At 72.8% G+C, this 20,070-nt stretch carries 20 protein-coding genes; 13 read left to right on the top strand and 7 right to left on the bottom strand.

Features of this window, described 5'->3' with window-relative positions; genetic code table 11:
- Positions 1 to 108: 108 nt before the first annotated feature.
- Positions 109 to 774: a hypothetical protein gene (locus ACH4XV_RS11770; protein WP_395788804.1), complete on the top strand. Its 666-nt coding sequence runs from the start codon at positions 109 to 111 to the stop codon at positions 772 to 774.
- On the top strand, positions 771 to 2,405 hold the full coding sequence (locus tag ACH4XV_RS11765) for a protein kinase (protein ID WP_395788802.1): 1,635 nt from the start codon (positions 771 to 773) through the stop codon (positions 2,403 to 2,405). Before ACH4XV_RS11770 ends, ACH4XV_RS11765 begins: the two co-directional genes overlap by 4 nt.
- A 36-nt stretch (positions 2,406 to 2,441) precedes the next feature.
- Here the strand turns inward: ACH4XV_RS11765 and ACH4XV_RS11760 are convergent, their stop codons facing one another.
- Complete coding sequence (locus tag ACH4XV_RS11760) at positions 2,442 to 3,359, bottom strand: zinc-binding dehydrogenase (RefSeq protein WP_395788800.1); 918 nt, start codon at positions 3,357 to 3,359, stop codon at positions 2,442 to 2,444.
- A 111-nt stretch (positions 3,360 to 3,470) separates the two neighbouring features.
- Here ACH4XV_RS11760 and ACH4XV_RS11755 point away from each other — a divergent pair, with 111 nt between their 5' ends.
- Positions 3,471 to 4,046 carry a TetR/AcrR family transcriptional regulator gene (locus ACH4XV_RS11755; protein ID WP_395788798.1) on the top strand — a complete coding sequence of 192 codons (576 nt, stop codon included), beginning with the start codon at positions 3,471 to 3,473 and terminating at the stop codon, positions 4,044 to 4,046.
- A gap of 262 nt (positions 4,047 to 4,308) precedes the next feature.
- On the top strand, positions 4,309 to 5,043 hold the full coding sequence (locus ACH4XV_RS11750) for a hypothetical protein (protein WP_395788796.1): 735 nt from the start codon (positions 4,309 to 4,311) through the stop codon (positions 5,041 to 5,043).
- 44 nt (positions 5,044 to 5,087) lie between these two features.
- Here ACH4XV_RS11750 and ACH4XV_RS11745 read toward each other — a convergent pair whose 3' ends face one another.
- The gene (locus ACH4XV_RS11745; RefSeq protein WP_395788794.1) at positions 5,088 to 5,693 is read right to left on the bottom strand and encodes a TetR/AcrR family transcriptional regulator; all 606 of its coding nucleotides are present in this window, start codon (positions 5,691 to 5,693) and stop codon (positions 5,088 to 5,090) included.
- 255 nt (positions 5,694 to 5,948) lie between these two features.
- On the opposite strand from ACH4XV_RS11745, the gene ACH4XV_RS11740 reads away from it, so the two are divergent.
- The 5 genes from ACH4XV_RS11740 to ACH4XV_RS11720 all read left to right on the top strand — a co-directional run bounded on the left by ACH4XV_RS11740 (position 5,949) and on the right by ACH4XV_RS11720 (position 11,290).
- A complete protein-coding gene (locus ACH4XV_RS11740; protein ID WP_395788792.1) occupies positions 5,949 to 6,746 on the top strand; it encodes an acetoacetate decarboxylase family protein in 798 nt (265 codons plus the stop codon).
- 67 nt (positions 6,747 to 6,813) lie between these two features.
- Positions 6,814 to 7,704, top strand: a complete 891-nt coding sequence (locus ACH4XV_RS11735) for an SDR family NAD(P)-dependent oxidoreductase (RefSeq protein WP_395788790.1) — start codon at positions 6,814 to 6,816, stop codon at positions 7,702 to 7,704.
- Between the two features lie 6 nt (positions 7,705 to 7,710).
- Positions 7,711 to 9,039 carry an amidohydrolase family protein gene (locus ACH4XV_RS11730; RefSeq protein ID WP_380011146.1) on the top strand — a complete coding sequence of 443 codons (1,329 nt, stop codon included), beginning with the start codon at positions 7,711 to 7,713 and terminating at the stop codon, positions 9,037 to 9,039.
- A gap of 6 nt (positions 9,040 to 9,045) precedes the next feature.
- Entirely contained in the window at positions 9,046 to 10,332 is a 1,287-nt protein-coding gene (locus ACH4XV_RS11725) for an amidohydrolase family protein (protein WP_380011149.1), read from the top strand.
- A gap of 154 nt (positions 10,333 to 10,486) precedes the next feature.
- Positions 10,487 to 11,290, top strand: a complete 804-nt coding sequence (locus ACH4XV_RS11720; RefSeq protein ID WP_395788788.1) for an SAM-dependent methyltransferase — start codon at positions 10,487 to 10,489, stop codon at positions 11,288 to 11,290.
- Here the strand turns inward: ACH4XV_RS11720 and ACH4XV_RS11715 are convergent.
- The 3 genes from ACH4XV_RS11715 to ACH4XV_RS11705 all read right to left on the bottom strand — a co-directional run bounded on the left by ACH4XV_RS11715 (position 11,260) and on the right by ACH4XV_RS11705 (position 14,542).
- On the bottom strand, positions 11,260 to 11,697 hold the full coding sequence (locus ACH4XV_RS11715; protein WP_395788786.1) for a nuclear transport factor 2 family protein: 438 nt from the start codon (positions 11,695 to 11,697) through the stop codon (positions 11,260 to 11,262). The genes ACH4XV_RS11720 and ACH4XV_RS11715 overlap by 31 nt on opposite strands.
- Positions 11,698 to 11,734: 37 nt before the next feature.
- Positions 11,735 to 13,012: an MFS transporter gene (locus tag ACH4XV_RS11710; RefSeq protein WP_395788784.1), complete on the bottom strand. Its 1,278-nt coding sequence runs from the start codon at positions 13,010 to 13,012 to the stop codon at positions 11,735 to 11,737.
- 309 nt (positions 13,013 to 13,321) lie between these two features.
- Positions 13,322 to 14,542 carry a hypothetical protein gene (locus ACH4XV_RS11705; protein ID WP_395788782.1) on the bottom strand — a complete coding sequence of 407 codons (1,221 nt, stop codon included), beginning with the start codon at positions 14,540 to 14,542 and terminating at the stop codon, positions 13,322 to 13,324.
- Positions 14,543 to 14,677: 135 nt separating this feature from the next.
- On the opposite strand from ACH4XV_RS11705, the gene ACH4XV_RS11700 reads away from it, so the two are divergent.
- Together ACH4XV_RS11700 and ACH4XV_RS11695 are read left to right on the top strand one after the other, a co-directional pair.
- On the top strand, positions 14,678 to 14,893 hold the full coding sequence (locus ACH4XV_RS11700; protein WP_395788780.1) for a hypothetical protein: 216 nt from the start codon (positions 14,678 to 14,680) through the stop codon (positions 14,891 to 14,893).
- Between the two features lie 53 nt (positions 14,894 to 14,946).
- Complete coding sequence (locus ACH4XV_RS11695) at positions 14,947 to 15,957, top strand: exonuclease domain-containing protein (protein ID WP_395788778.1); 1,011 nt, start codon at positions 14,947 to 14,949, stop codon at positions 15,955 to 15,957.
- A 33-nt stretch (positions 15,958 to 15,990) separates the two neighbouring features.
- Here ACH4XV_RS11695 and ACH4XV_RS11690 read toward each other — a convergent pair whose 3' ends face one another.
- Positions 15,991 to 16,683 (bottom strand): ABC transporter ATP-binding protein, encoded by a 693-nt coding sequence (locus ACH4XV_RS11690; protein ID WP_395789960.1) that lies wholly within the window; start codon positions 16,681 to 16,683, stop codon positions 15,991 to 15,993.
- A 127-nt stretch (positions 16,684 to 16,810) separates the two neighbouring features.
- Positions 16,811 to 17,887, bottom strand: a complete 1,077-nt coding sequence (locus ACH4XV_RS11685) for an ABC transporter permease (protein ID WP_395788776.1) — start codon at positions 17,885 to 17,887, stop codon at positions 16,811 to 16,813.
- Between the two features lie 165 nt (positions 17,888 to 18,052).
- Here ACH4XV_RS11685 and ACH4XV_RS11680 point away from each other — a divergent pair, with 165 nt between their 5' ends.
- Together ACH4XV_RS11680 and ACH4XV_RS11675 are read left to right on the top strand one after the other, a co-directional pair.
- The gene (locus ACH4XV_RS11680) at positions 18,053 to 19,402 is read left to right on the top strand and encodes a sensor histidine kinase (RefSeq protein ID WP_395789958.1); all 1,350 of its coding nucleotides are present in this window, start codon (positions 18,053 to 18,055) and stop codon (positions 19,400 to 19,402) included.
- Positions 19,399 to 20,028 (top strand): response regulator, encoded by a 630-nt coding sequence (locus ACH4XV_RS11675; RefSeq protein ID WP_395788774.1) that lies wholly within the window; start codon positions 19,399 to 19,401, stop codon positions 20,026 to 20,028. Before ACH4XV_RS11680 ends, ACH4XV_RS11675 begins: the two co-directional genes overlap by 4 nt.
- The last annotated feature ends 42 nt before the right edge of the window (positions 20,029 to 20,070 follow it).

Below are 20,070 nucleotides of genomic sequence, written 5' to 3'. Positions count from 1 at the left end.
CCGCACGCCGTCTCCGGAAGCCTCGCCCGCAGGCCCCGACGGGCCACGGTGCGGACGCGGCATCGCGCCGCCGGCTCGGGAGACATCCAGCCTCGGGAGTCACACAGCATGGAAGGTCCCTCGCGCGATCCCGTGCCCGGGCGACGCGGCACCGCCGGTCACTGGGTCGGACTCATCGGGATCGCCGTCGTCGCGTTCGCCTCGATCGGCATGCTGGGGTGGATCGCCCCGCTGGTGGCGGGAGTTCGCACTCGTCGGCGCTGGGACTGGGTGGTCCTCACGCTCAGCGTGGTGTTCCTGGTCCTGGCCTTCGTCTGTGTGATCGTGGGCAGCGAGACCGAGGACGAGAAGGCCGCGCGCGAGGCGGTGGGCGGACCCGCGCCGCAGACGATCCTGGACGACGTCGGGGCGATCATGCTGATCGTGCTGATGGTGGCCATGCCGGTCTGGTGGTGTGTGCGGTCGGCCCGGTGGGCGCGGGCGATGCGGGGGCAACTGCCGCCGCGGCAGGCCGGGTACGCGCCCTGGGCGGGGGCGCACGCGGGGGTGGGCCTTCCGCCGCAACCGGTGTCGCAGCCGTTGCCGCGACCGGTGGTGCCGGGCTACCCCCACCCCGGGCCGGCGATACGCCCGCACATCGCGCCGGTCGCGCCGCCCGCGGCCGGGCCGCCGCCCGCCGTCGACGATCCCGCCGCCCGGGCCCGGGCCCGGCTCCAGGGGCTCAGCGAGCGGCTGCGCGAACAGGACGGCGGCAACTCCGGCGGGCCTCGATGAGTGCGCCGGGCCGGGTGATCGCGGACCGCTACGAACTGTCCGCGGCGATCGGCCGAGGCGGCATGGGTCAGGTCTGGAAGGCGTACGACCGCACCCTCCAGCGCCGGGTCGCGGTCAAACTCCTGCGCACGGACCTCGTGGACACCGGCGGCGAGCGCGGCGCGATGGAACGCCGCTTCCTGCGCGAGTGCCGGGTCACCGCCGGCATCGACCACCCCGGTCTGGTCACCGTGTTCGACGGCGGCGCGGACGCGGGCGAGTTGTACCTGGTGATGCAACTGCTCGACGGCTGCGACCTGGCCGACCTGATCGCCGAGCACCGGCCGCTGCCGTGGGAGTGGGCGGTCGCGGTGGCCGCGCAGATCTGCTCGGTGCTGGCCGCCGTGCACGCGGTGCCGGTGGTGCACCGCGACCTGAAGCCGCGCAACGTGATGGTGCGGCGTGACGGCACGGTCAAGGTGCTCGACCTGGGTGTGGCCGCGGTGCTCGACCCGGAGTCGACCAAGCTCACCACGACCGGCGCGACGCCGGGTTCGCCCGCGTACATGGCGCCCGAACAGATGAACGGCATCGTCGAGCCGCGCACCGACCTGTACGCGCTGGGTTGCCTGCTGTACGAAATGCTGGTCGGTCGCGCGCCGTTCGCCGGGCCGACGATGGCCTCGGTGATGCTGGGGCACCTGAACACCGCACCCGAGCCGCCGAGCGCACGGCGGCCGGGATTGCCCGCCGGCCTGGATCGGCTGGTCCTGGACCTGCTCGGCAAGCAGCCCGACCAGCGGCCGGCGAACGCGCAGGAGGTGTATCGGCGGCTGGCCCCGCTGCTGCCCGCGCCCACGGGCGACGCGAGCGCGGCGCTGGCCCCGACCGCGCCGATGGACCCGACCCGGCCGCTGCGCTTCCCGGCGGCGCCGCAACCGTTGCCGGGGGTGCCCGCGCCGGTGCACGCGCCGATCCCGGCCGCGCCGGCGGCGTCGTGGGGGATGAGCGCCGGACCGGCCGCGTACGCGCCCAGGACGGATCCGGACTGGGCCGCGGTGCCCTCGGCGGCGCCGCCCACGCCGGATGTGGGCAGTGCGCTCGACGAGGCCAACCGGCTGCTGGGCGAGGGCGCGCTGACCCAGGCGGTAGACGTGCTCGGCGCCGCGCTGCCGGTGGCCGTCGCCCGGCACGGTGAGCACGATCCGCTCGTCCTGGGCCTGCGCCAGGCGCTCGCCGACACGCTGCTCGCGGACCGGCAGTTCCGCCGTGCGCTGCCGGAACTGCGGTACATCGCAAGCGTGTTCGCGGCCACGGGCGGGCCGGCCGACGCGGAGGCGATGGAGTACGGCAGGCAGGTCGCCGCGTGCCTGGAGGAGTTGGGCGAACTGCCCGCCGCGCTCGGCGAGTACCGGCGCCTGCTCGACCTGCACCGTCGGATCCCGGACGCCGACGTGTACCAGGGCTTCGACCTGCGTGAGCGCATCGGCCTGCTGCTCGCCGCGCTGGGCGACGCGTACCAGTCGGAGAGCGTGCTGGTCCCGCTGCTCGCCGAACTGGAGCACCGGTTGGGCCCGCAACACCCGCGTGTGGCCACGTTGCGGCAACACCTGGCCCGGATCCACGGCGCTTCGGGGTATCGCCGCCGCTGAGCCGTTGTCGAGCCGCCGCCGAGTCGCCGCGACGGGTCAGGCGGCGGCCGGCTCCACGTCGAGGACCACCTTGCCCGCGACGTGCCGGTCGAGGAGGGCCCGGGCGGCTTCGGCGACCCGCTCCCAGGAATCGCGCCGGTCCACCTCCGGGGCGAGCCGGCCGGCCGCCACGAAGTCCAGGAGGGTGGCCAGATCCGGGCCGACGTCGTGCACGTCGCCGAATGTGCTCATGGTCTTGGCCGGCCCGATGGAGAACAGCGAGTACGGCGCGAACACCGCCGGTTCGTCGGAGGCCCAGCCGATGTTCTGCACGCTTGCGCCCGGCGCGAGCAGGCCCCAGGCCGCGACCAGTTGCGGGCCGCCGACGGTGTCGAGGACGAGGTCCACCGGGCGGTCGATGCCGGCGAGGCCGACCACGACCTGGTGCGCGCCCAGTTCGGCCAGGCCGGCGGCGCGGGCCGGCGAGCCGACCGAGGCGATCACGTGGGCGCCGCCCAGGGCCGCGAGCTGGACCGCGTAGCGGCCGACGCCGCCGGCCGCGCCGGTGACCAGTACCCGTCGGCCCAGGACGGAGCGGGTGCGCAGAGTGCGCAGCGCGGTGATGCCGGCCATCGGCAGCGCGGCGGCGTCGGCGAGGTCGACCCCGGCGGGCACCTCGGCCACAGCGGTGACGTCCACGACCATGCGCTCGGCCCAGGCGCCGGCGCCGAACGCGGCGACCTCGGCGCCCACGGCCGGCCCGGTGCCGTCCGCGGCGGCCTGTACGACGACACCGGCGGCGTCGTAGCCGTGCACGGTTCCGGCCGGAAGGCGTCCGGCGAACGCCACCTCGCCGCGGTTGAGCGAGATGTGCCGGACGGCGATCACCAGTTGATGCGGTGCGGGGTCGGGCTCCGGGGCCGTCCCGAGACGCAGTGATCCCGAAGCGGCGGGATCGACGACGAGCGCGCGCATGACCATGAGTCCCCCTGAAGGCGTGGTGCGGCCGTGGATTACACGGACCGTCGGTCCGCTTAGCCCCACGCTAATATGCGGACCGACGGTCCGTCCAGTCGGGAGATGCCGATGAGCGAACAGCGCGCCGAGCGCGCCGACGCGGCGCGTAACCGCCGTGCCGTGCTGCGCGCGACCGAGCAACTCCTGGCCGAGGGCGGCGGGGACCACGTGTCGCTCGACCGGGTCGCCACGCTGGCCGGAGTCGGGAAGGGCACCGTGTTCCGGCGCTTCGGCAACCGCGCCGGGTTGTTGCAGGCGCTGCTGGAGGAGCGGTCCCGGGCGTTGCGCGACGCGGTCGGGAACGGCCCCCCGCCGCTGGGACCGGGCGCGCCCGCGCCGGAGCGCATGCTCGCCTTCCTCGAGGCCCTCGGCGCGATCGCGGAGGGCAACGCCACCCTGCTGTCGGCGCACGGACAGGCCTGCGCCGAGGACCGGTACGGCGATCCCAGCTACCGCTTCTGGCACCACCACCTCGCCGCCCTGTTCACCGACGGCCGCCCGGACCTCGATGCCGACTTCCTCGCCCACGCCGTACTCGCGCTCTTCGACGGCGACCTGATCCGCCACACCACCCCACCCGACGACCCCCGCCACTTCACCCGCTCCGTCCAGGCACTGGCCATGGCACTGCTGCGCCGAGGCTGAGGGGCGCCACACCCCCGATCGCGCTCAACACCCCACCGCGGTAGGGCGGTTCAGGAGCCGGTCCACTCCGGCGGCACGCCGGCTCGTGCGCGATCGGACGGCATCGCCCTCATCACGTCGTGGGGTCGCTGCGCGGCCGAGGTCGGTGCACGTGGCGGGTGCGGGGGCATATTTTCTGCCGCTTGTCCGACATCGTGGTCTTCCGTAGCGGGCCGTCATGGGCGACCGTGGAGACATCGACGCGCGGAGGGGTGACGTGGCGATGGAGCTTCACGATGTGTCCCTGCCCTGGTTTGTGGTCGGTGTGGCCGGCGCGGTGTCGTCTCTGGCGCTGCCCTGGTTCCAGACCCGGACCTATCGTCGGGCGCGCGCGCTCGACTTCGACGAGTCGCGCTACGGCACCACGCCCGACACGGTTTTCCGGGTCCCGATCACGCCGCTGAAGGTCTACGCGGAGCCGGTCGCGGCGCGGGCGGTGGGCCTGCCGCTGGGTGTGGCCGGTGCGGTGTTGTTCCTGGTCTTCGGACTTTGGCCGTCGATGCTCACCTGGTCGGTGTGCGGTGGTGTGACGATCCTGCTCACCCCGGTGCGCCGCGCGCTGGGCCTGCGGGTGACCCATCGCATCGCGCGGGACGTGCAGTTCCGCAACGGGCCGCTGCGTGATCGGGACGGCGCGGTGATCGCCGAGCAGAGCTGGGCGCAGGTGGTGCGCACGTGGTATCGGCACGAGTACCGCGATCGGCCGCCGGGCGAGGACGACCTCTCGGTGGCGGTGCTCGGCAAGTTCTGGTGGCTGGCCGGACACCTGCTGTGCTGGCCGATCACCCTGCCGGGCACCCAGATCGTGCAGACCGCGATGTGCCAGAACCCGGCCTGGTCCCTCGGCCACGTGGGCGACGACGCGGGTGCTCCCTGGCTCGCCGACCTCGGCGAAGCGCGAACCCCTGTACAACGCGACGCGTCCGGAAAGGCTCGCCTGACCGCGCCGGATGGGTGACCCCCCCGGGTGCGGCCCGGCCCCGGCTTCGCCGCGCCTACCGCTCACCCCAGCAGCGATTCCACCAGCGCTCGGACCGACAGTACGAACAGCCGGTCGCCGTCGGTGACGTTGTTCAGGCTGTCCGCCAGTTCCGGGTCGTCGAGGGCCAGCTCGGCTCGCCACTCGTCCACCGCCGGCGGCTCGGCCGCGCTGTTCTCCAGGGCGCGCTCCAGCATCACGAAGCCGGCGACCTGGTACTGCACCGCCTGGACCGCCTCGCCCGCCCGTGCGCCCCGCAGGCCGGCCGCCGTCATCTCGTGCACCAGCGCCTTGCGGGCGGGCAGCATCATCAGCGACTCCAGGCCGCGCTCGCGGACCAGGCCGACCAGGTGCGGGCGCTCCAGGATCATCCGCCGGGTCGATCGCGCGATCGACACCACCCGCTCGACCGGCGTGCTCCCGTCCACCGAGATCGCGCCCATCTCCGCGATCACCCGATCCACCAGTTGGTCGACCAGCACATCGCGGTTGCCCACGTGCCAGTAGATCGAGGTGACCGCCACGCCCAACTCGGCGGCCAGTTTGCGCATGCTGAGGTTCTCGATACCGGATTCCATGACGAGACGCATGGCGGTGTCGAGCACGGTGTCTCGCGTGATCCTGTCCATCACGTCCCATTCTCGCGCCCCGGGCCGGTGGCCCGATACACGGTCAACCGGGCCGCAGGTCTTTACCTCGCCGACCCACCGGTGTAACAGTGTTACAGAGCAACCGGCACCACTGCGCACGAGATCGCGACAACGGGGGTCGACGACCCGCGCGCAGCCCTCGCACGAGCACCCGAGCACCCGAGCACAGGCGCCGGCACAGGCGCAGGCACGAGCACACGCACGAGCACGGCACGAGCGGAAGAGGTGAGGTACGTGGCACGCATTCGGTACGGCGCCCGGCCGGCGGAGGCGCTGAAGAAGTCCTCCCGGGAACGGTCCAGCCTTCCGGAGATCTGGTCCACGGGCGTGATGGCGATCTGGGAGACGGACCCCGAGGTGATCGCGGCCGTACTGCCGCCGCCGCTGGTGCCCGCCGACCGGCCGCTGGTCCGGGCGAACATCTCCGGCTGCGACATCAACGGCTACCCGCTCGGCGCGGGCGCGATCGCGGTGCGCTGCAAGCACGGCGACATCGAGGGCGACTACACGCTGACCATGCCGATGACCACCGAGCGTGCCGTGATCGGCGGCCGGGAGGTGTTCGGCGAGCCGAAGAAGCTGGCCGACGTCAAGGTCGAGCGCGACGGCGACTCCGTCGTGGCCACCGTGAACCGGATGGGCGTCACCTACATCGAGGTCCGCGGCACGGTCGGCGAGGAACTGCCGCTGCCCGAGCCCCGGCAGACGCTGAGCTTCTACTACAAGTTCCTGCCCGCCGTGGACGGCGACGGCTTCGACGCCGACCCGCTCCTGGTCCACGTCACGCGCAACGAACGCACCCGCAGCGCACACGCCGTGACCGGCGAAGTGATCCTGCGCGACTCGGACTTCGACCCCGTCGCCGACCTCCCGGTCCGCGGGCTGATCTCGATCACCCTCAGCGAGCGCACCTCCGACCAGCAGGGCTTCGTCGCCGAGCGGGTCAAGGCCGACCTGGTGCTGCCGTACATCCACCAGCGCTACGACGACGTGCAGCAGATCACCGACGACCCGCCGCCCGCCGCGACGTAGCACCCCGCAGGCACGGCAACGGCAGCGACGACAACAGGCGACAACAGACGACAAGGGAACGGGACACATGCTGCAGGAATTCGACGGCAGAGTCGCCGTCGTCACCGGCGCCGCGAGCGGCATCGGGCTCGCGATGGCCGAACGGTTCGCCGCCGAGGGCATGAAGGTCGTGCTCGGCGACATCGAACAGGGCGCGCTGGACAAAGCCGTCGCGCGGATCACCGACGCCGGCGGACAGGCGTACGGACACGTGGTGGACGTGTCGGTGCGCGAATCCGTATTCGCGCTGGCCGACGCCGCGTTCGAACACTTCGGCGCGGTGGACGTGTTGTGCAACAACGCGGGGATCGGGTCCGGCTCCGAGGGCAAGATGTGGGAGCACGACCCCAAGGACTGGGACTGGTGCTTCGCCGTCAACGTGTTCGGCGTCTTCAACGGCATCCAGGCGTTCGTCCCGAGGATGCTCGCGCAGGACACCCCCGGGCACATCGTCAACACCTCCTCCGGCGACGGCGGCATCGCCCCGCTGCCGAACGCGTCGGTGTACGCCACGACCAAGGCCGCCGTGGTCACCATGACCGAGGCGTTGTACGCGCAACTGGGCCAGGTACAGGCGAGGTTGGGCGCGTCCGTGCTGTTCCCGGGACCGAAGATGTTGCGTACCGGCCTGTGGGAGTCGTACCGCAACCGGCCCGAGCGCTTCGCCAAGTCGGTGCCGCGCAAGACGCCCTACAACACGCTCGACGCGTGGGAGAAGGCGATGCGCGACGCGGGGCGGGAGATCGAGTTCACCCCGGTCGAGTCGGTCGCCGCCGACGTGCTCGACGGCATCCGGGAGAACCGGTTCTGGATCCTGCCCGCGAGCGAGCACAGCGACGCCCAGATCACCGCACGGTCGCGCAGCATGCTCGACCGCAGCAACCCCTCGTACCTCGAGACCTTCGTCCTGGACAAGTGAGCGACGATGACTGAGCAAGCGACGACCGAACTCACCACCCCCTACACGATCATCTCCTCGGACACCCACGCCGGGCTGCCCACCGAGCTGTATCGCGACTACCTCGCCACGAAACACCACGCGGCGTTCGACCAGTTCATGTCCGAGCGCGAGGCGCAGCTCAAGGCGATCACCGATCTGGGCGTGCGCAACGAGGACTTCGCGGCGAACTGGTTCGAGACCAACGAGGAGGTGCTGCGCAGCGGTTGGGAAGTGGACCGGCGCGACCTGGAGTTGGACAAGGACGGCGTGGTCGGCGAGGTGATCTTCCCGGACGCCGACGCGGTCGAGTCGCGTACGTGTGTGCCGTTCGGCGCGGGCCTGGGCCTGTCCGGTGACCTGGATCCCGAACTGGGCCTGGCCGGCGCGCAGGCGCACAACCGCTGGCTGGCCGAGTTGTGCAAGACCAGCCCGGAGCGGCGGCGCGGGGTCGCGCTGATCCCGATCACCGCGGCGTTGGACGACGTGCTCAAGGAGATCCGCCGGATCAAGGCCGACGGCCTGGGCGCGGTGATGATCCCGGCGATGTGGATGAACCAGACGCCGTACCACGACCGCAGGTACGACCCGGTGTGGGCGCTGTGCGAGGAGCTGGAGCTACCGGTGGTCACCCACTCGGGTCCGGCCGACCGCGAGGCGTACGGGAACCACCTGGGCATCTACGTCACCGAGGTCACCTGGTGGCCGTCCCGGCCGCTGTGGTTCCTGCTGTGGTCCGGCGTGTTCGAGCGGTTCCCGAGGTTGCGGTTCGGGGTGACCGAGGCGGGCTGCTGGTGGGTGGGCAACCTGCTGTGGTTCACCGACCGGCTGCTGCTCGGCTCGCGCGGCGCGGCCAAGCTGGCCGGGTTCGAGGAGATCAAGCTGCTCCCGAGCGAGTACTTCGACCGCAACTGCTTCATCGGCGCCTCGAACACCAAGCGCCGCGAGATCGGCATGCGCTACGAGATCGGCATCGGCAACATCTGCTGGGGTAACGATTTCCCGCATCCGGAAGGCACCTGGCCGGAGACGCTGAACATCCTGCGCAAGACGTTCTCCGACGTGCCGATCGCCGAAACGCGCGTGATGCTCGGCGAGGCGGTCGCGGATGTGTACGGCTTCGACCTGGCCGCGCTCAAGCCGCACGCCGAGCGCGTCGGGGTCACCCCCGCGACACTCGGCCAGGTGAACGCGGACGGTTCGGCGAAGGACCTGACGACCAAGTGGGCCGCCGCCGCCGAGATCGGCCGGCACTGGCTCACCGGACACGACACGGGCGCCGCGATCAACCCGAACGCGCCGGCCCAGGAGGTCTGATCCCCGATGACCGAGCGCACCACCCCGCCCGCCGTCCCGGGCGGCCCCCCGTTCACCGACCTGCCCGAGCGATACACGGTGATCTCGGCCGACTGCCACGGCGGCGGCGAGATCCACGGCTATCGCGACTACCTGCCGGCCCGCCTGCACGCCGAGTTCGACGCGTGGGTGGCCGGCTACGAGATTCCGTACCCGGACCTGAAGGGCGATCTGGGTCCGCGCAACTGGGACTCCGATCGACGGCTGCGCGACCTGGAGGCGGACGGGGTGGTCGCGGAGGTGATCTTCCCGAACACCGTGCCGCCGTTCTTCCCCAAGCCGTCGCTGACCGACCAGCCGCCCGCCGCGAACGCCGGTGACCTGGCGCTGCGTTGGGAGGGGCTGAAGGCGCACAACCGCTGGATGGTCGACTTCTGCGCGGCGGCTCCCGGACGCCGCGCGGGCATCGTCCAGATCATGCTGCACGACATCCCGGCGGCGGTGGAGGAGATCCGCTGGGCCAAGGAGGCGGGGCTCACCGGCGGCGTGCTGCTGCCCGGTACCCCGCCCGGCTCCGGCCTGGTGCCGATGTTCGACTACGCGCACTACGAGCCGCTGTGGCGGGTGTGCGAGGAGTTGGGCATGCCGCTCAACCACCACACCGGCTCGGCGGCGCCGCCGGCCGGGGACACCGACGTGGACAAGGTGGTGTTCCTGACCGAGGTGTCCTGGTGGGCGCACCGCGCGTTCACCCACCTGGTGGTCTCCGGCGCGATGGACCGCCACCCCGATCTCCAGTTCGTGTTCACCGAGCAGGGCACCGCCTGGATCCCGGAGGAGACCCGGCGGCTGGACTACTACTGGCATCGGATGAGTACCGCGGTCGGCTCCCAGGAGTACGAGTGGGGCAGCGAACTGGTCGGCCGGATGGCGCTCAAGCCCAGCGAGTACTGGGCCCGGCAGTGCCACGTCGGGGCCAGCTTCCAGCGTCCCGCCGAGGCCAAGCTGCGCTACCAGGTGGGCGTGGACCGGGTCATGTGGGGCAGCGACTACCCGCACAAGGAGGCCAGCCACCCGTTCAGTCGCGAGGCGCTCCAGCTCACCTACAACGGCATCGACCCGGTCGAGGTCGCGGCCATGGTCGGCGGCAACGCGGCGAAGCTGTACGGCTTCGACCTCGACGCGCTGGCCCCGATCGCGGCCCGGGTGGGCCCGAGGGTCGAACAGGTGTGGGCACCGCTCGCGCCGGAGGACATCCCGGTCGGCGCGGACAAGTGCCCGGCGTTCGTGGGGGTGACGGGCGTCAAGCCGTAAGAGCCGGGTGGCCTCGGTCGAGCCTGCCTGCGGCGGGAGTGGAACCCTCGTTCCGCTCCCGCCGCCGGGGGTGTGACGCCTTGCACAGGGCTTCGTACCGGCGGGCGGGCGATTTTTCCGGTGAATCGTGTCGGCACGGCTTAGAGTCCGAGCCATGACTCGACCGGACTGGGCTCCAGAGCACATCGACATCACGCGCGCCAGCGTCGCCCGCGTCTACGACTACGCGCTCGGCGGCGCGCACAACTTCGCGGTCGACCGCGAGGCCGCGGAGCTGGTCACCCAGGCGATGCCCGAGTTGCGCGACGTGCTGCGCGGGAACCGGGTCTTCCTCACCCGCGCCGTCCACCACCTGTTGGACCTGGGCATCCGGCAGTTCCTCGATCTGGGCTCGGGCATCCCGACCGTGGGCAACGTGCACGAGATCGCGCACAAGGCCGACCCGGACGCGCGTGTGGTGTACGTGGACAACGACCCGGTCGCGGTCGCGCACAGCCAGCTGCTGCTCGCGGACAACCCGAACGCGACCGTGGTGGGCGCCGACCTGACCGATCCGGCCAAGGTGATCGACTCGCCCGAGGTGCGCAAGCTGATCGACTTCTCCCAGCCGGTCGGCGTGCTGATCGTGTCGGTGCTGCACTTCCTGCCGGACGAGGCCGACCCCGTCGGCGTGGTGCGCCAGTACATGGACGCCACCGTCCCCGGCAGCCACCTGGCCCTGTCCCACGCGCACCGCAGCGAGGAGCGCCCGGCCGGGATGGACCGCGCGCTCAGCGAGTACTCGTCCAACGTGCAGCAGATGCACGCCCGTTCGCACGACGAGATCCTGGCCGTCTTCGGCGGCCTGGAACTGCTGCCCGCCCGCCTGGTCCCGGTCGACGTGTGGGGTCCCGAGGGCCCGCTCGGCGACCCGGCGGTGAAGCTGCCTCAGCTGGCGGGCGTCGCGGTCAAGGCCTGAGCGGCCGGCACCGGGTTGTAGAACTCGCGCTGTCCGACCACCAGACCGTCCCGGAAGGTCAACACCGCGATGTAGGTGTTGGCGTAGGGCCGGTCCGTGGTCCGGGCCCGGCCCGTCCCGGTGAACTCGACGATCACGGTGTCCGGGTCCACGCAGTCGTGGACCCGGGTCACCGTCAGGCTCAGCTCGAAGACGCCGAGCGCGATGGCGAGGTAGGTCTCCACCGCGGCCCGGCCCTCGATCCGCACCGGCGGCGCGGCGTAGGGAAATTCGAGCACGACGTCCGGGTGGTAGCAGGCCACCTGGGCGGCGCGATCGCCGGCGCCGACGGCGGCGAGCAGCCGTTGGGCGACGCGGGTGTGGTGCGCGCGGCGTGCCTCGGCCGATTCGGTCGCATGCGTGGTCATGGCCGCACCCTGGCGCAGATCGGCCCGGGATGGAAGATCACGCCGCGGCGGGTTCACCGTCCGCGACGGGCACCGTGTTCGTCTCGGGCAGCAGGAGCAGGCAGGTCGCGCTGACCGTCGCCGCGCCCGCCAGATAGGCGGCGACGCCCCACGGTGTGCCGTCGCCGCGGGCCAGTTCGGTGGCCACCATCGGGGTCAGCGCGCCGCCGAGCACGCCGCCCAGGTTGTACGCGGTGGACGCGCCGGTACATCGCACCCGCGGCTCGAACAGCTCGGACAGGTACGCCCCGACCACCGAGAACATCGCCATGAACGCGACCAACGTGCCCAGGCATCCCAGGGTCATCCACATCGGCTCGCCGGTGGCCAGCAGGCCGAGCATCGGGAACGCCCACAGGCCCATCCCCGCACAGCCCACCAGGCACATCGGCTTGCGCCCGTACCGGTCGCCCACCACGGCGAACAGCGGGGTGACCAGGGCCATCCCGGTCACCGCGATCATGATGCAGGCCAGCATCGTGGTGCGGCCGACCGTCGGCCGGTCGTCGGCGTACTGCAGGGACCACGTGGTGGTCAGGTAGAAGCCCACATAGCCGCAGGCCAGCGCCCCCGCGGCGAGCAGGACCAGGCGCCAGTGTCCGCGCAGGACCTCGGCGACCGGACTCGCCGAGGTCTCGTTGCCGGCCACCAGTGCCCGAAACGCGGGCGTCTCCTCGACCGAGGCGCGCAGCAGCAGCCCGCCGGCCGCAAGCACCCCGGCGAACAGGAACGGCACCCGCCAACCCCACGCGTGGAACTGCGCGTCGGTCAACGACCCGGACAGGATCAGCATCAGCCCGTTGGCGAGCAGGAACCCGATCGAGGGGCCGGCCTGGGGAATCCCGGCCCACAACGCCCGCCGCCCCGGCGGTGCGTGCTCGGCGGCCAGCAACACCGCGCCGCCCCACTCGCCGCCCACGCCGAAGCCCTGGCAGAACCGCAACACCACCAGCAGGATCGGCGCGGCCACGCCGATCCGGTCGTAGGTCGGCAGCAGCCCGACCAGCACGGTGGCCACACCGGTCAGGACGAGCGACACCACCAGGACCGGCCGTCGCCCGCGCCGATCGCCCAGGCGTCCGAACACCACCGCACCCAGCGGGCGCGCGACGAACCCGACCGCGTAGGTCGCGAACGCCGCGAGGGTGCCGGCGATCGGCGAGAAGCCGGGAAAGAAGAGCGGCCCGAGCACCAGGGCGGCGGCGGTGCCGTAGACGAAGAAGTCGTAAAACTCGATCGCGGTACCGACGAAGGACGCCGCCGCGATCCGGACCATGGAGACATTTCGAGTCACACCCCGCCCAACGACCGGGTGGGGACGTGGTCACCCACGCGGCGGTCACCCGTCCGGCGCGGTCAGGCGAGCCTTTCCGGACGCGTCGCGTTGTACAGGGGTTCGCGCTTCGCCGAGGTCGGTGCCGCTCACTCGATCCCCTCCAGTTGGCGGGCAGCCACCGCGGCGGGGTCCGGGGGTTTGCTGTGGTGGTGACTCCGGAAGGCACGACGTCGATGTGGGGTGGGGCTTCGGGGTGGCGCATCCGTTTGTAGTGCGCCGCCGACGTCCGGCGTTCCGCGTGGGTGAGGTTCAGCGTTCCGGGGTGGCTACCCGGGGTGGGGGTGGGCCGGCGAGGATTTGGCGCCAGGTGGTGGGGGTCAGCGTGGATTGGGATTCCTGGTGGGTGATGCGGGTGAGGGTGTGTGTGGGGAACGTGAGGGCGGTGGTGGCGGACCACAGGGCGCCGGGGATTCGGCGGGGTTCCTGGCGCAGGCTGAGGGATTCTTCCGTGGTGTTGCGGTAGGGCTCGAGGCGTAGGGCGATGCGGAGGATTTCCTGTGCGGCCCGGCGGCGGCCGGCTCGGGCGGCGGTCCATACGCCCGCGTGGGCCTGGCGGGTGCGGACGTCGGGGCGGCCCCACGGCATCGAGGGTGGCGTCTCGCCCCGGGAGACCGCGATCAGGGCGGCGACCAGGTCCGTGCCGCTCGCGGCGGCGTTGCCGGGCTCGGCCAGATGGGGGCGGACGTTCAGCCAGGCCGGGCCCGACGTGGTGCGCACGGCGTCCAGGGACAGGGCGCCGTGCCAGCCGAGGTGGCCGCCGAGCATGGCCACGTGTTCGCGGATGTCGGGCGCGACCACGCTGCGCCGCACCGCCGGGCCGTGCAGATGCTCGTACGCGTGCACCGCGACCAGTCGGCCGTGCTCGAACACCGCCTGGGCGGACAGGACCGGGCCCGTCGCGTGCTCCTGCACCAGCACCCCGGCGCCGTCCACGAACGCGCCGGCGCGGTCCAACTCGTCGGCCAGGCGCAGCAGTTGTTCGCGGCGCTCGACCCGATGCGAGCCGAGCAGGGTCTTGACGTAGAGCGGCGGGTCGGCGACCTGGCGCAGTTCCTCGGCGGTGTGCACCACCACCGTCCCGGCCGGCTGCGGCATGCCGATCTCGGTCAGCGTGCTTGCCGCCGAGGCGCGGTCCGCGACGCGGCGCAGCGCGGCGAACGACGGTACGGCCAGGGCCACTCCGTGCGCGGTGATCCGCTCCGGGGCCCGGGCCAGCACTGCGACGTGCTCGTCGGTGGGCAGCAGCACGTCGTACGGCTCGGCCCCGAGCACCGCTTCCGCCCGGGCCAGCCAGACCCACGGATCCGTGCCGAAGGCGGGCACCTCGTACACCCTCGCCACCGACCGGGGGCGACCCGGGATCGGCCGACCGGGCGGCGCCAACACCGCCGGCTCGTGCCCCGATCGCCCGACCGCCACCGCGATCTGACGTGACGTCACCCCGAAGCCGTCCCCTAGCAGCACGCGCACGGGGGTCATCCTGGCACACCCGCCCGCCGTCGGAGCGGGCGGAATTCGTCGGCTCGGGGCCGCGTGTGGGGCGGTCGGGCGGAATACGATGATGTGCATGTATCGCCAGGGTCGGATCACCGCGTCGACGTCGCGATGACCGTCGTCCTCGCGCCGGCCGGGGCCGCCGCGGCGCCGAACACCCCCGCCCTGCTTCGGTGGATGCCCTTCGCCACGGTCCTGACCGCCGCGTTCGTCCCGCTCGCGGTCGGCCTGTATCTGCTCACGAGCACCGCGTGGACCACCGCCGAGCGGCCGTTGTTGCGCCGACTGGCGACGGCTCGTGCGGATCGCGTCGTACCCGGGCACTAGCGTTTCCGGCAGTGACGACGTGAATCTGATCCGCGATCGGAAAAGGGCACCCCATGGCAACGAACAAGTTCGGCGCGACCTGTGCCACGTGCACGACCTATGTCAAAGCCGGCGACGGGCTGTTGGTCCGCCGGGACGGCAAGTGGGTTACGTACTGCGCCGATTGCGGCGAGCCGAAGCCCGCCGCGCCGCCGCGCGGCAATCACGACGGCTGGCACCGGGGGCCGATGGCCGCGTTCGACGTGGAGACCTCCGGAGTCGATCCGCTCACCGATTTCATCGTCACCGCCGCCCTGGTGGACTCGACCGGCACCCGGCGGTCGTGGCTGATCGACCCGGGCGAGCGGGAGATTCCCGCCGAGGCGACCGCGATCCACGGGATCGACACCGCGCGCGCCCGGGCCGAGGGACGGCAACCCGCCCTGTGCCTGGCCGAGATCGGCGAGGCGATGGCCGAATACCTGGCCGCCGAAACCCCGATCGCGATCTACAACGCGCCGTTCGACCTGACCATCCTGCAGGCCGAGCTGCATCGCCACAATCTGCCCCAACTCCCGTACACCGCACCGATCATCGACCCCCTGGTGATCGACAAGCAGCTCGACCGCTACCGCAAGGGCAAGCGCACCCTCGCGGCCACCAGCGCGTTCTACGAGGTGGTGCTCACCGACGCGCACACCGCCGACGGCGACGCGCTGGCCTGCCTGTTGCTCGCACAGGATCTGGGCGCGCGTTTCCCGGAGTTGGCCGCCGACTCGCTGCGCACGCTGCACGAGAAGCAGGTGCAGTGGTACGCGGAGCAGGCGGCCTCGCTGCAGAGCTACTTCGACCGGCGCAACCCGGACGGCGGCGGCGCGGTCGTCGACCCGAACTGGCCGGTGATTCCCGGCGGTCCGGACGGGCCGGGCTCGCCGAGCCTGCCGGGCACCACCGGCGGATCGAGCGCGTGGCGGACGGCGGACGTGGAGCCGAGCCTGTCCGGGTCGAGCGCGTGGCGACCGGATGCCGGGTCGGGAGGGTCGGCGTCGGGATCGAGCGCATGGCGGCCGGAGGCGGGGGAGTAGCGGGCGGCGCGCGAAGCCGCCCGGCACCGGGCGCTACGCGGTCGCGAGCGCGCGCAGCCGGCCGTCGATCAGTTCCACCGCCCGATCCGCGTGCGGAAGGTGGCTGCGGTCGTGCGTGACCAGGACGGTGGCCGCGCCGCTCGTGCGGGTCAGGTCGGCGAGCAATGCCACGATCGCCGCGCCGCGCTCGTGGTCCAGCGCGCCGGTGGGTTCGTCGACCAGGAGCACGCTCGGCTCGTGCATCAGCGCGCGGGCGATGTTCACCCGCTGCCGCTGGCCGCCCGAGAGCCGGTGCGGGCGATGCTCCGCCCGGTCCGCGAGGCCGACCCGGTCGAGCAGTTCCAGCGCCCGGGCGCGCGCCTTGCGCGCACTGCCGCCGGCCAGGTGCGCCATCACCTGAAGCTGCTCGACACACGTCAACGAGGCGAGCAGGTTCGGCTGTTGGAACACGATCCCGATGGTGCTCCGGCGCAACCGGGCCCGCTCGGCCGGCCGCAGGGCCACCGCGTCCAGGCCGGCGATCGACACGCGGCCCGCGTCCGGCGTGGTCAGCGTCGCGGCGACGGCGAGCAGGCTCGACTTGCCGGATCCCGACGGTCCGACCACGGCGGTCAGTGTTCCGGGCGGCACCGCCAGCGAGACCCGGTCCAGCGCGGTCAGCCGACTGTCGCCGTCGGGATAGGTGAGCGTCACGTCGGCGAGTTCCAGGCCGGGGGACGGGTGCATGGCGGGCCTCTCGGGCGTGGGGGTATCGGGCTGCGGGGCCATGGCCGTGCGGTTCGTCGCCGTGCGGTTCATCCGCGGGTGGTTCATCGCCGTACGGTTCATCGACGTGCGGTTCATCGGCTACACCTCACCGGGTCCCGCCGAGCGCCGTGTGCGGGTCGACCGAGGTCACCCGCCGCACCGCGAGCCCCGCGCCGACCATGCCGAGCAGGATCAACACCGCCCCCGGCAGGACCGTGGTCGAGGCGTCCACCACGTACGGCACCCCCGCCGGTGCGACCGCGCCGAACAGCGCGGCGACGCCGATGCCGACGGTGGTGCCCGCGAGCAGCACCAGGAATGCCTGGCCGAGCGCGTCGCGCAGCAGGTAGCCGGTGGGTGCGCCGAGCGCCTTGAGTACCGCCACGTCGCCCGCCCGCTGGATGGTCCAGACGGTGAAGAACGCGCCCACCACGAGTGCCGAGATGGCGAACAGGAACCCGCGCATCAGTTGCAGCGAGCCGTTCTCGGCGGTGTACGACCCGATCGCCTTCCGGGCGTCGCCGATCGAGGTGCTGCGCGTGCCGATCGCCCGGTCCGCCGCCCCGGTGTGCCCGCCGGCCAGGTCGAGCACGATCACCGTCGCGTGCGGGCCGCCGAGCCGCGGTCCCGGGCGCAGCGGTTGCCAGTCGGCGAGGGTGGTCCACGCGACCGGCGCGTGGCTGTACGAGGATCCCGACACCACGGCGGCGACGGTCAGCGGGGTGTCCGCGCCGACGGTCAGCCGGTCGCCGACGCGTACGCGCAGCTCGTCGGCCAGGTCCCGGGACAACACCACCGTCCCGGGGGCCAGCCCGGCGGGGGCCATCGGCCCGCCCGGCTCCACGCCGAACGCCGCCGCGGCGGTGGTCCGCGTACCGACCCCGAGCCGGGTCATCGCGATGCCGAGAGGCGCGGCCGAGCGCACCCCGGGCTGCTCGGCCCAGCGCTGCCACTGCGCCTGCTCCACGGTCGAGTCGGCGAACGAGACACCCTGTCCCGGGGCGGGCGCGGCGAACGCGAGCCGATCGGCCGGCAGCGCGTCGATCGCCGAGGTATTGGCCCGCCCCAGCCCCACGGTCAGCCCGGACACCAGCCCGACCAGCGCGGTGACCAGCACCACGGTGACGATCATCAGGGCGAACCGCCCCCGGGCGAAGACGAGGTCCCGCAACGCTACGAACACAATGCCAAGCCTGGTCGCCGGCGGCGTCCGCGTCATCGATCGGGTTGACCGGCCCCGGTCAACCTTTTGATCGATGGCTGCTCCACCCGCCCCGGTTAGCCTTGACCCGATATGTACGCCGGTATCCCGACCCCCGACTCCGTGCCCCGCACGCTCCGCGCCTGTATGCACGCGCTGGTCGCGCTGCTGCTCGCGATGGCCGCGCTGCGCGCCCTCGTCGGCACCGACGCCTCCGCCGTACGGACCGCGCTGATCCCGGTCGCCGCCGCGGTCACGGCCGCGGTGTACGCGGTGGGCAACCTGATCCCCTCGGTGGGGCCGTCGCGGCGGGCCTCGGCGTGGTGGCTGGGCGCGCTGACGCTGTCCTGGTGCGGGTTGTACGTGCTCACGGCGGAGGGGATCTGGTTCGCCTTCCCGCTGTTCTTCCTGGTTCCGCACCTGCTCCCGGTACGGGTCGCGCTGCCCGTGGTGGGCGGGCTCGCGGTGATCGCCGTCGGGGGCTACGCGGCCCATCGCGGCGCGGTGTCGTTGGGCATGGTGCTCGGTCCGCTGCTGGGCGCGGCGGTCGCGGTGGCCACCGTGCTCGGCTACCAGGCGCTGCACCGGGAGAGCGAGGCGCGGCGCCGCCTCGTGGAGGACGTGGTCGCGGCCCGGGCCTCACTCGCGGCGGCGGAGCGGCACGCGGGGGTATTGGCGGAGCGGGAGCGGCTGGCCCGGGAGATCCACGACACGCTCGCGCAGGGCTTCAGCAGCATCCAGTTGTTGCTGCGCGCGGCCGAGCGGGCGCTGCCGGCGGATCCGACGGCGGCCGATCGGCACGTCCGGCTGGCGCGGGTCACCGCGACCGACAGCCTGGCGGAGGCGCGGCGGTTCGTCCGGGCGCTGGCGCCGCCGGAGTTGGACGACTCCTCGCTGCCGGCGGCGCTGGAGCGGCTGTGCGCGCGGACGGCCGCCGAGGCGGACCTGGACGTGCGCTTCCACCGGACGGGGGAGGCGGCCGGGCTGCCGAGGGCCGTCGAGGTGGCGCTGCTGCGGATCGCCCAGTCGGCGCTCGGGAACACGGTGCGGCACGCGGGCGCGTCCCGGGCCGAGGTGACGCTCAGCCACATGGAGGCGTCGGTGACGCTCGACGTGGTGGACGACGGGCGCGGGTTCGATCCGGCGGCGCGCCCGGCCGGGGCGGATCGGGGCGGGACGGCCGGCACCGGGTTCGGGCTGGCGGCGATGCGGACTCGGGCGGCCGAACTGGGCGGAGTGCTGACGGTGGAGTCGGGTCCGGGCCAGGGGGCGGCGATCGCGGTGACGTTTCCGGTGCCGGCGGGCGAGCGGACGGGGGCTGTGCCGGCGCGTGCGGGGGAGGCCGGGGCCCTTGCGGTGCCTGAGACCGAGGGGTCCGGCACCGACGGGCCCGGGACCGTCCCGGCGCCGGCCAGGGATCGGCCGAGGACCTTGCCGGCGCCCGACCGGGAGCGGCCGGAGACTTTGCCGGCCCCCGCGGACGGGGCCGCGCGATGATCCGGTTGTTGCTGGCCGACGACCATCCCGTCGTGCGCGCCGGGCTGCGCGCCGTGCTGGCGGCGGAGCCGGACTTCGAGGTGGTGGGCGAGGCGGACACCGCCGAGCGCGCGGTCGAGTTGGCCGGCTCCCTCGTACCCGACGTGGTGCTGATGGACCTGCGCTTCGGCCCGGGCGCCATGCACGGCAACGCGGCCACGGCGGCCATCGCGGCGCTGCCCCGCGCCCCGCACGTCCTGGTGCTGACCACCTACGACACCGACGCGGACATCCTGGCCGCGGTCGAATCGGGCGCGCTGGGCTACCTGCTCAAGGACGCCCCGCCGGAGGAGCTGGCGGCGGCGGTACGAACGGCCGCCGCCGGCGAGTCGGCGCTCGCGCCCCGGATCGCGGGCCGCCTGCTGAGCCGACTGCGCCGGCCGCAACCGGTGTTGAGCCCGAGGGAGATCGAGGTGCTGGGGCTGGTCGCGGAGGGGTTGTCGAACCTGGCGATCAGCAAGGCACTGTTCCTGAGCCAGGCGACGGTCAAATCCCACCTGGTGCACATCTACGCGAAGCTGGAGGTCGACTCCCGAACGGCCGCCGTGGCCGCGGGAGTCCGGCGGGGACTGGTGAAGCGAGGGTGAAGCCCGCCCCCGGCACTCGCCGCCGACGCCCCCGGCCGGACA

This window comes from Embleya sp. NPDC020630, assembly GCF_044334985.1.
Classification (GTDB): Bacteria; Actinomycetota; Actinomycetes; order Streptomycetales; family Streptomycetaceae; genus Embleya.
This window is presented reverse-complemented; position numbering and strand designations above follow the sequence as displayed.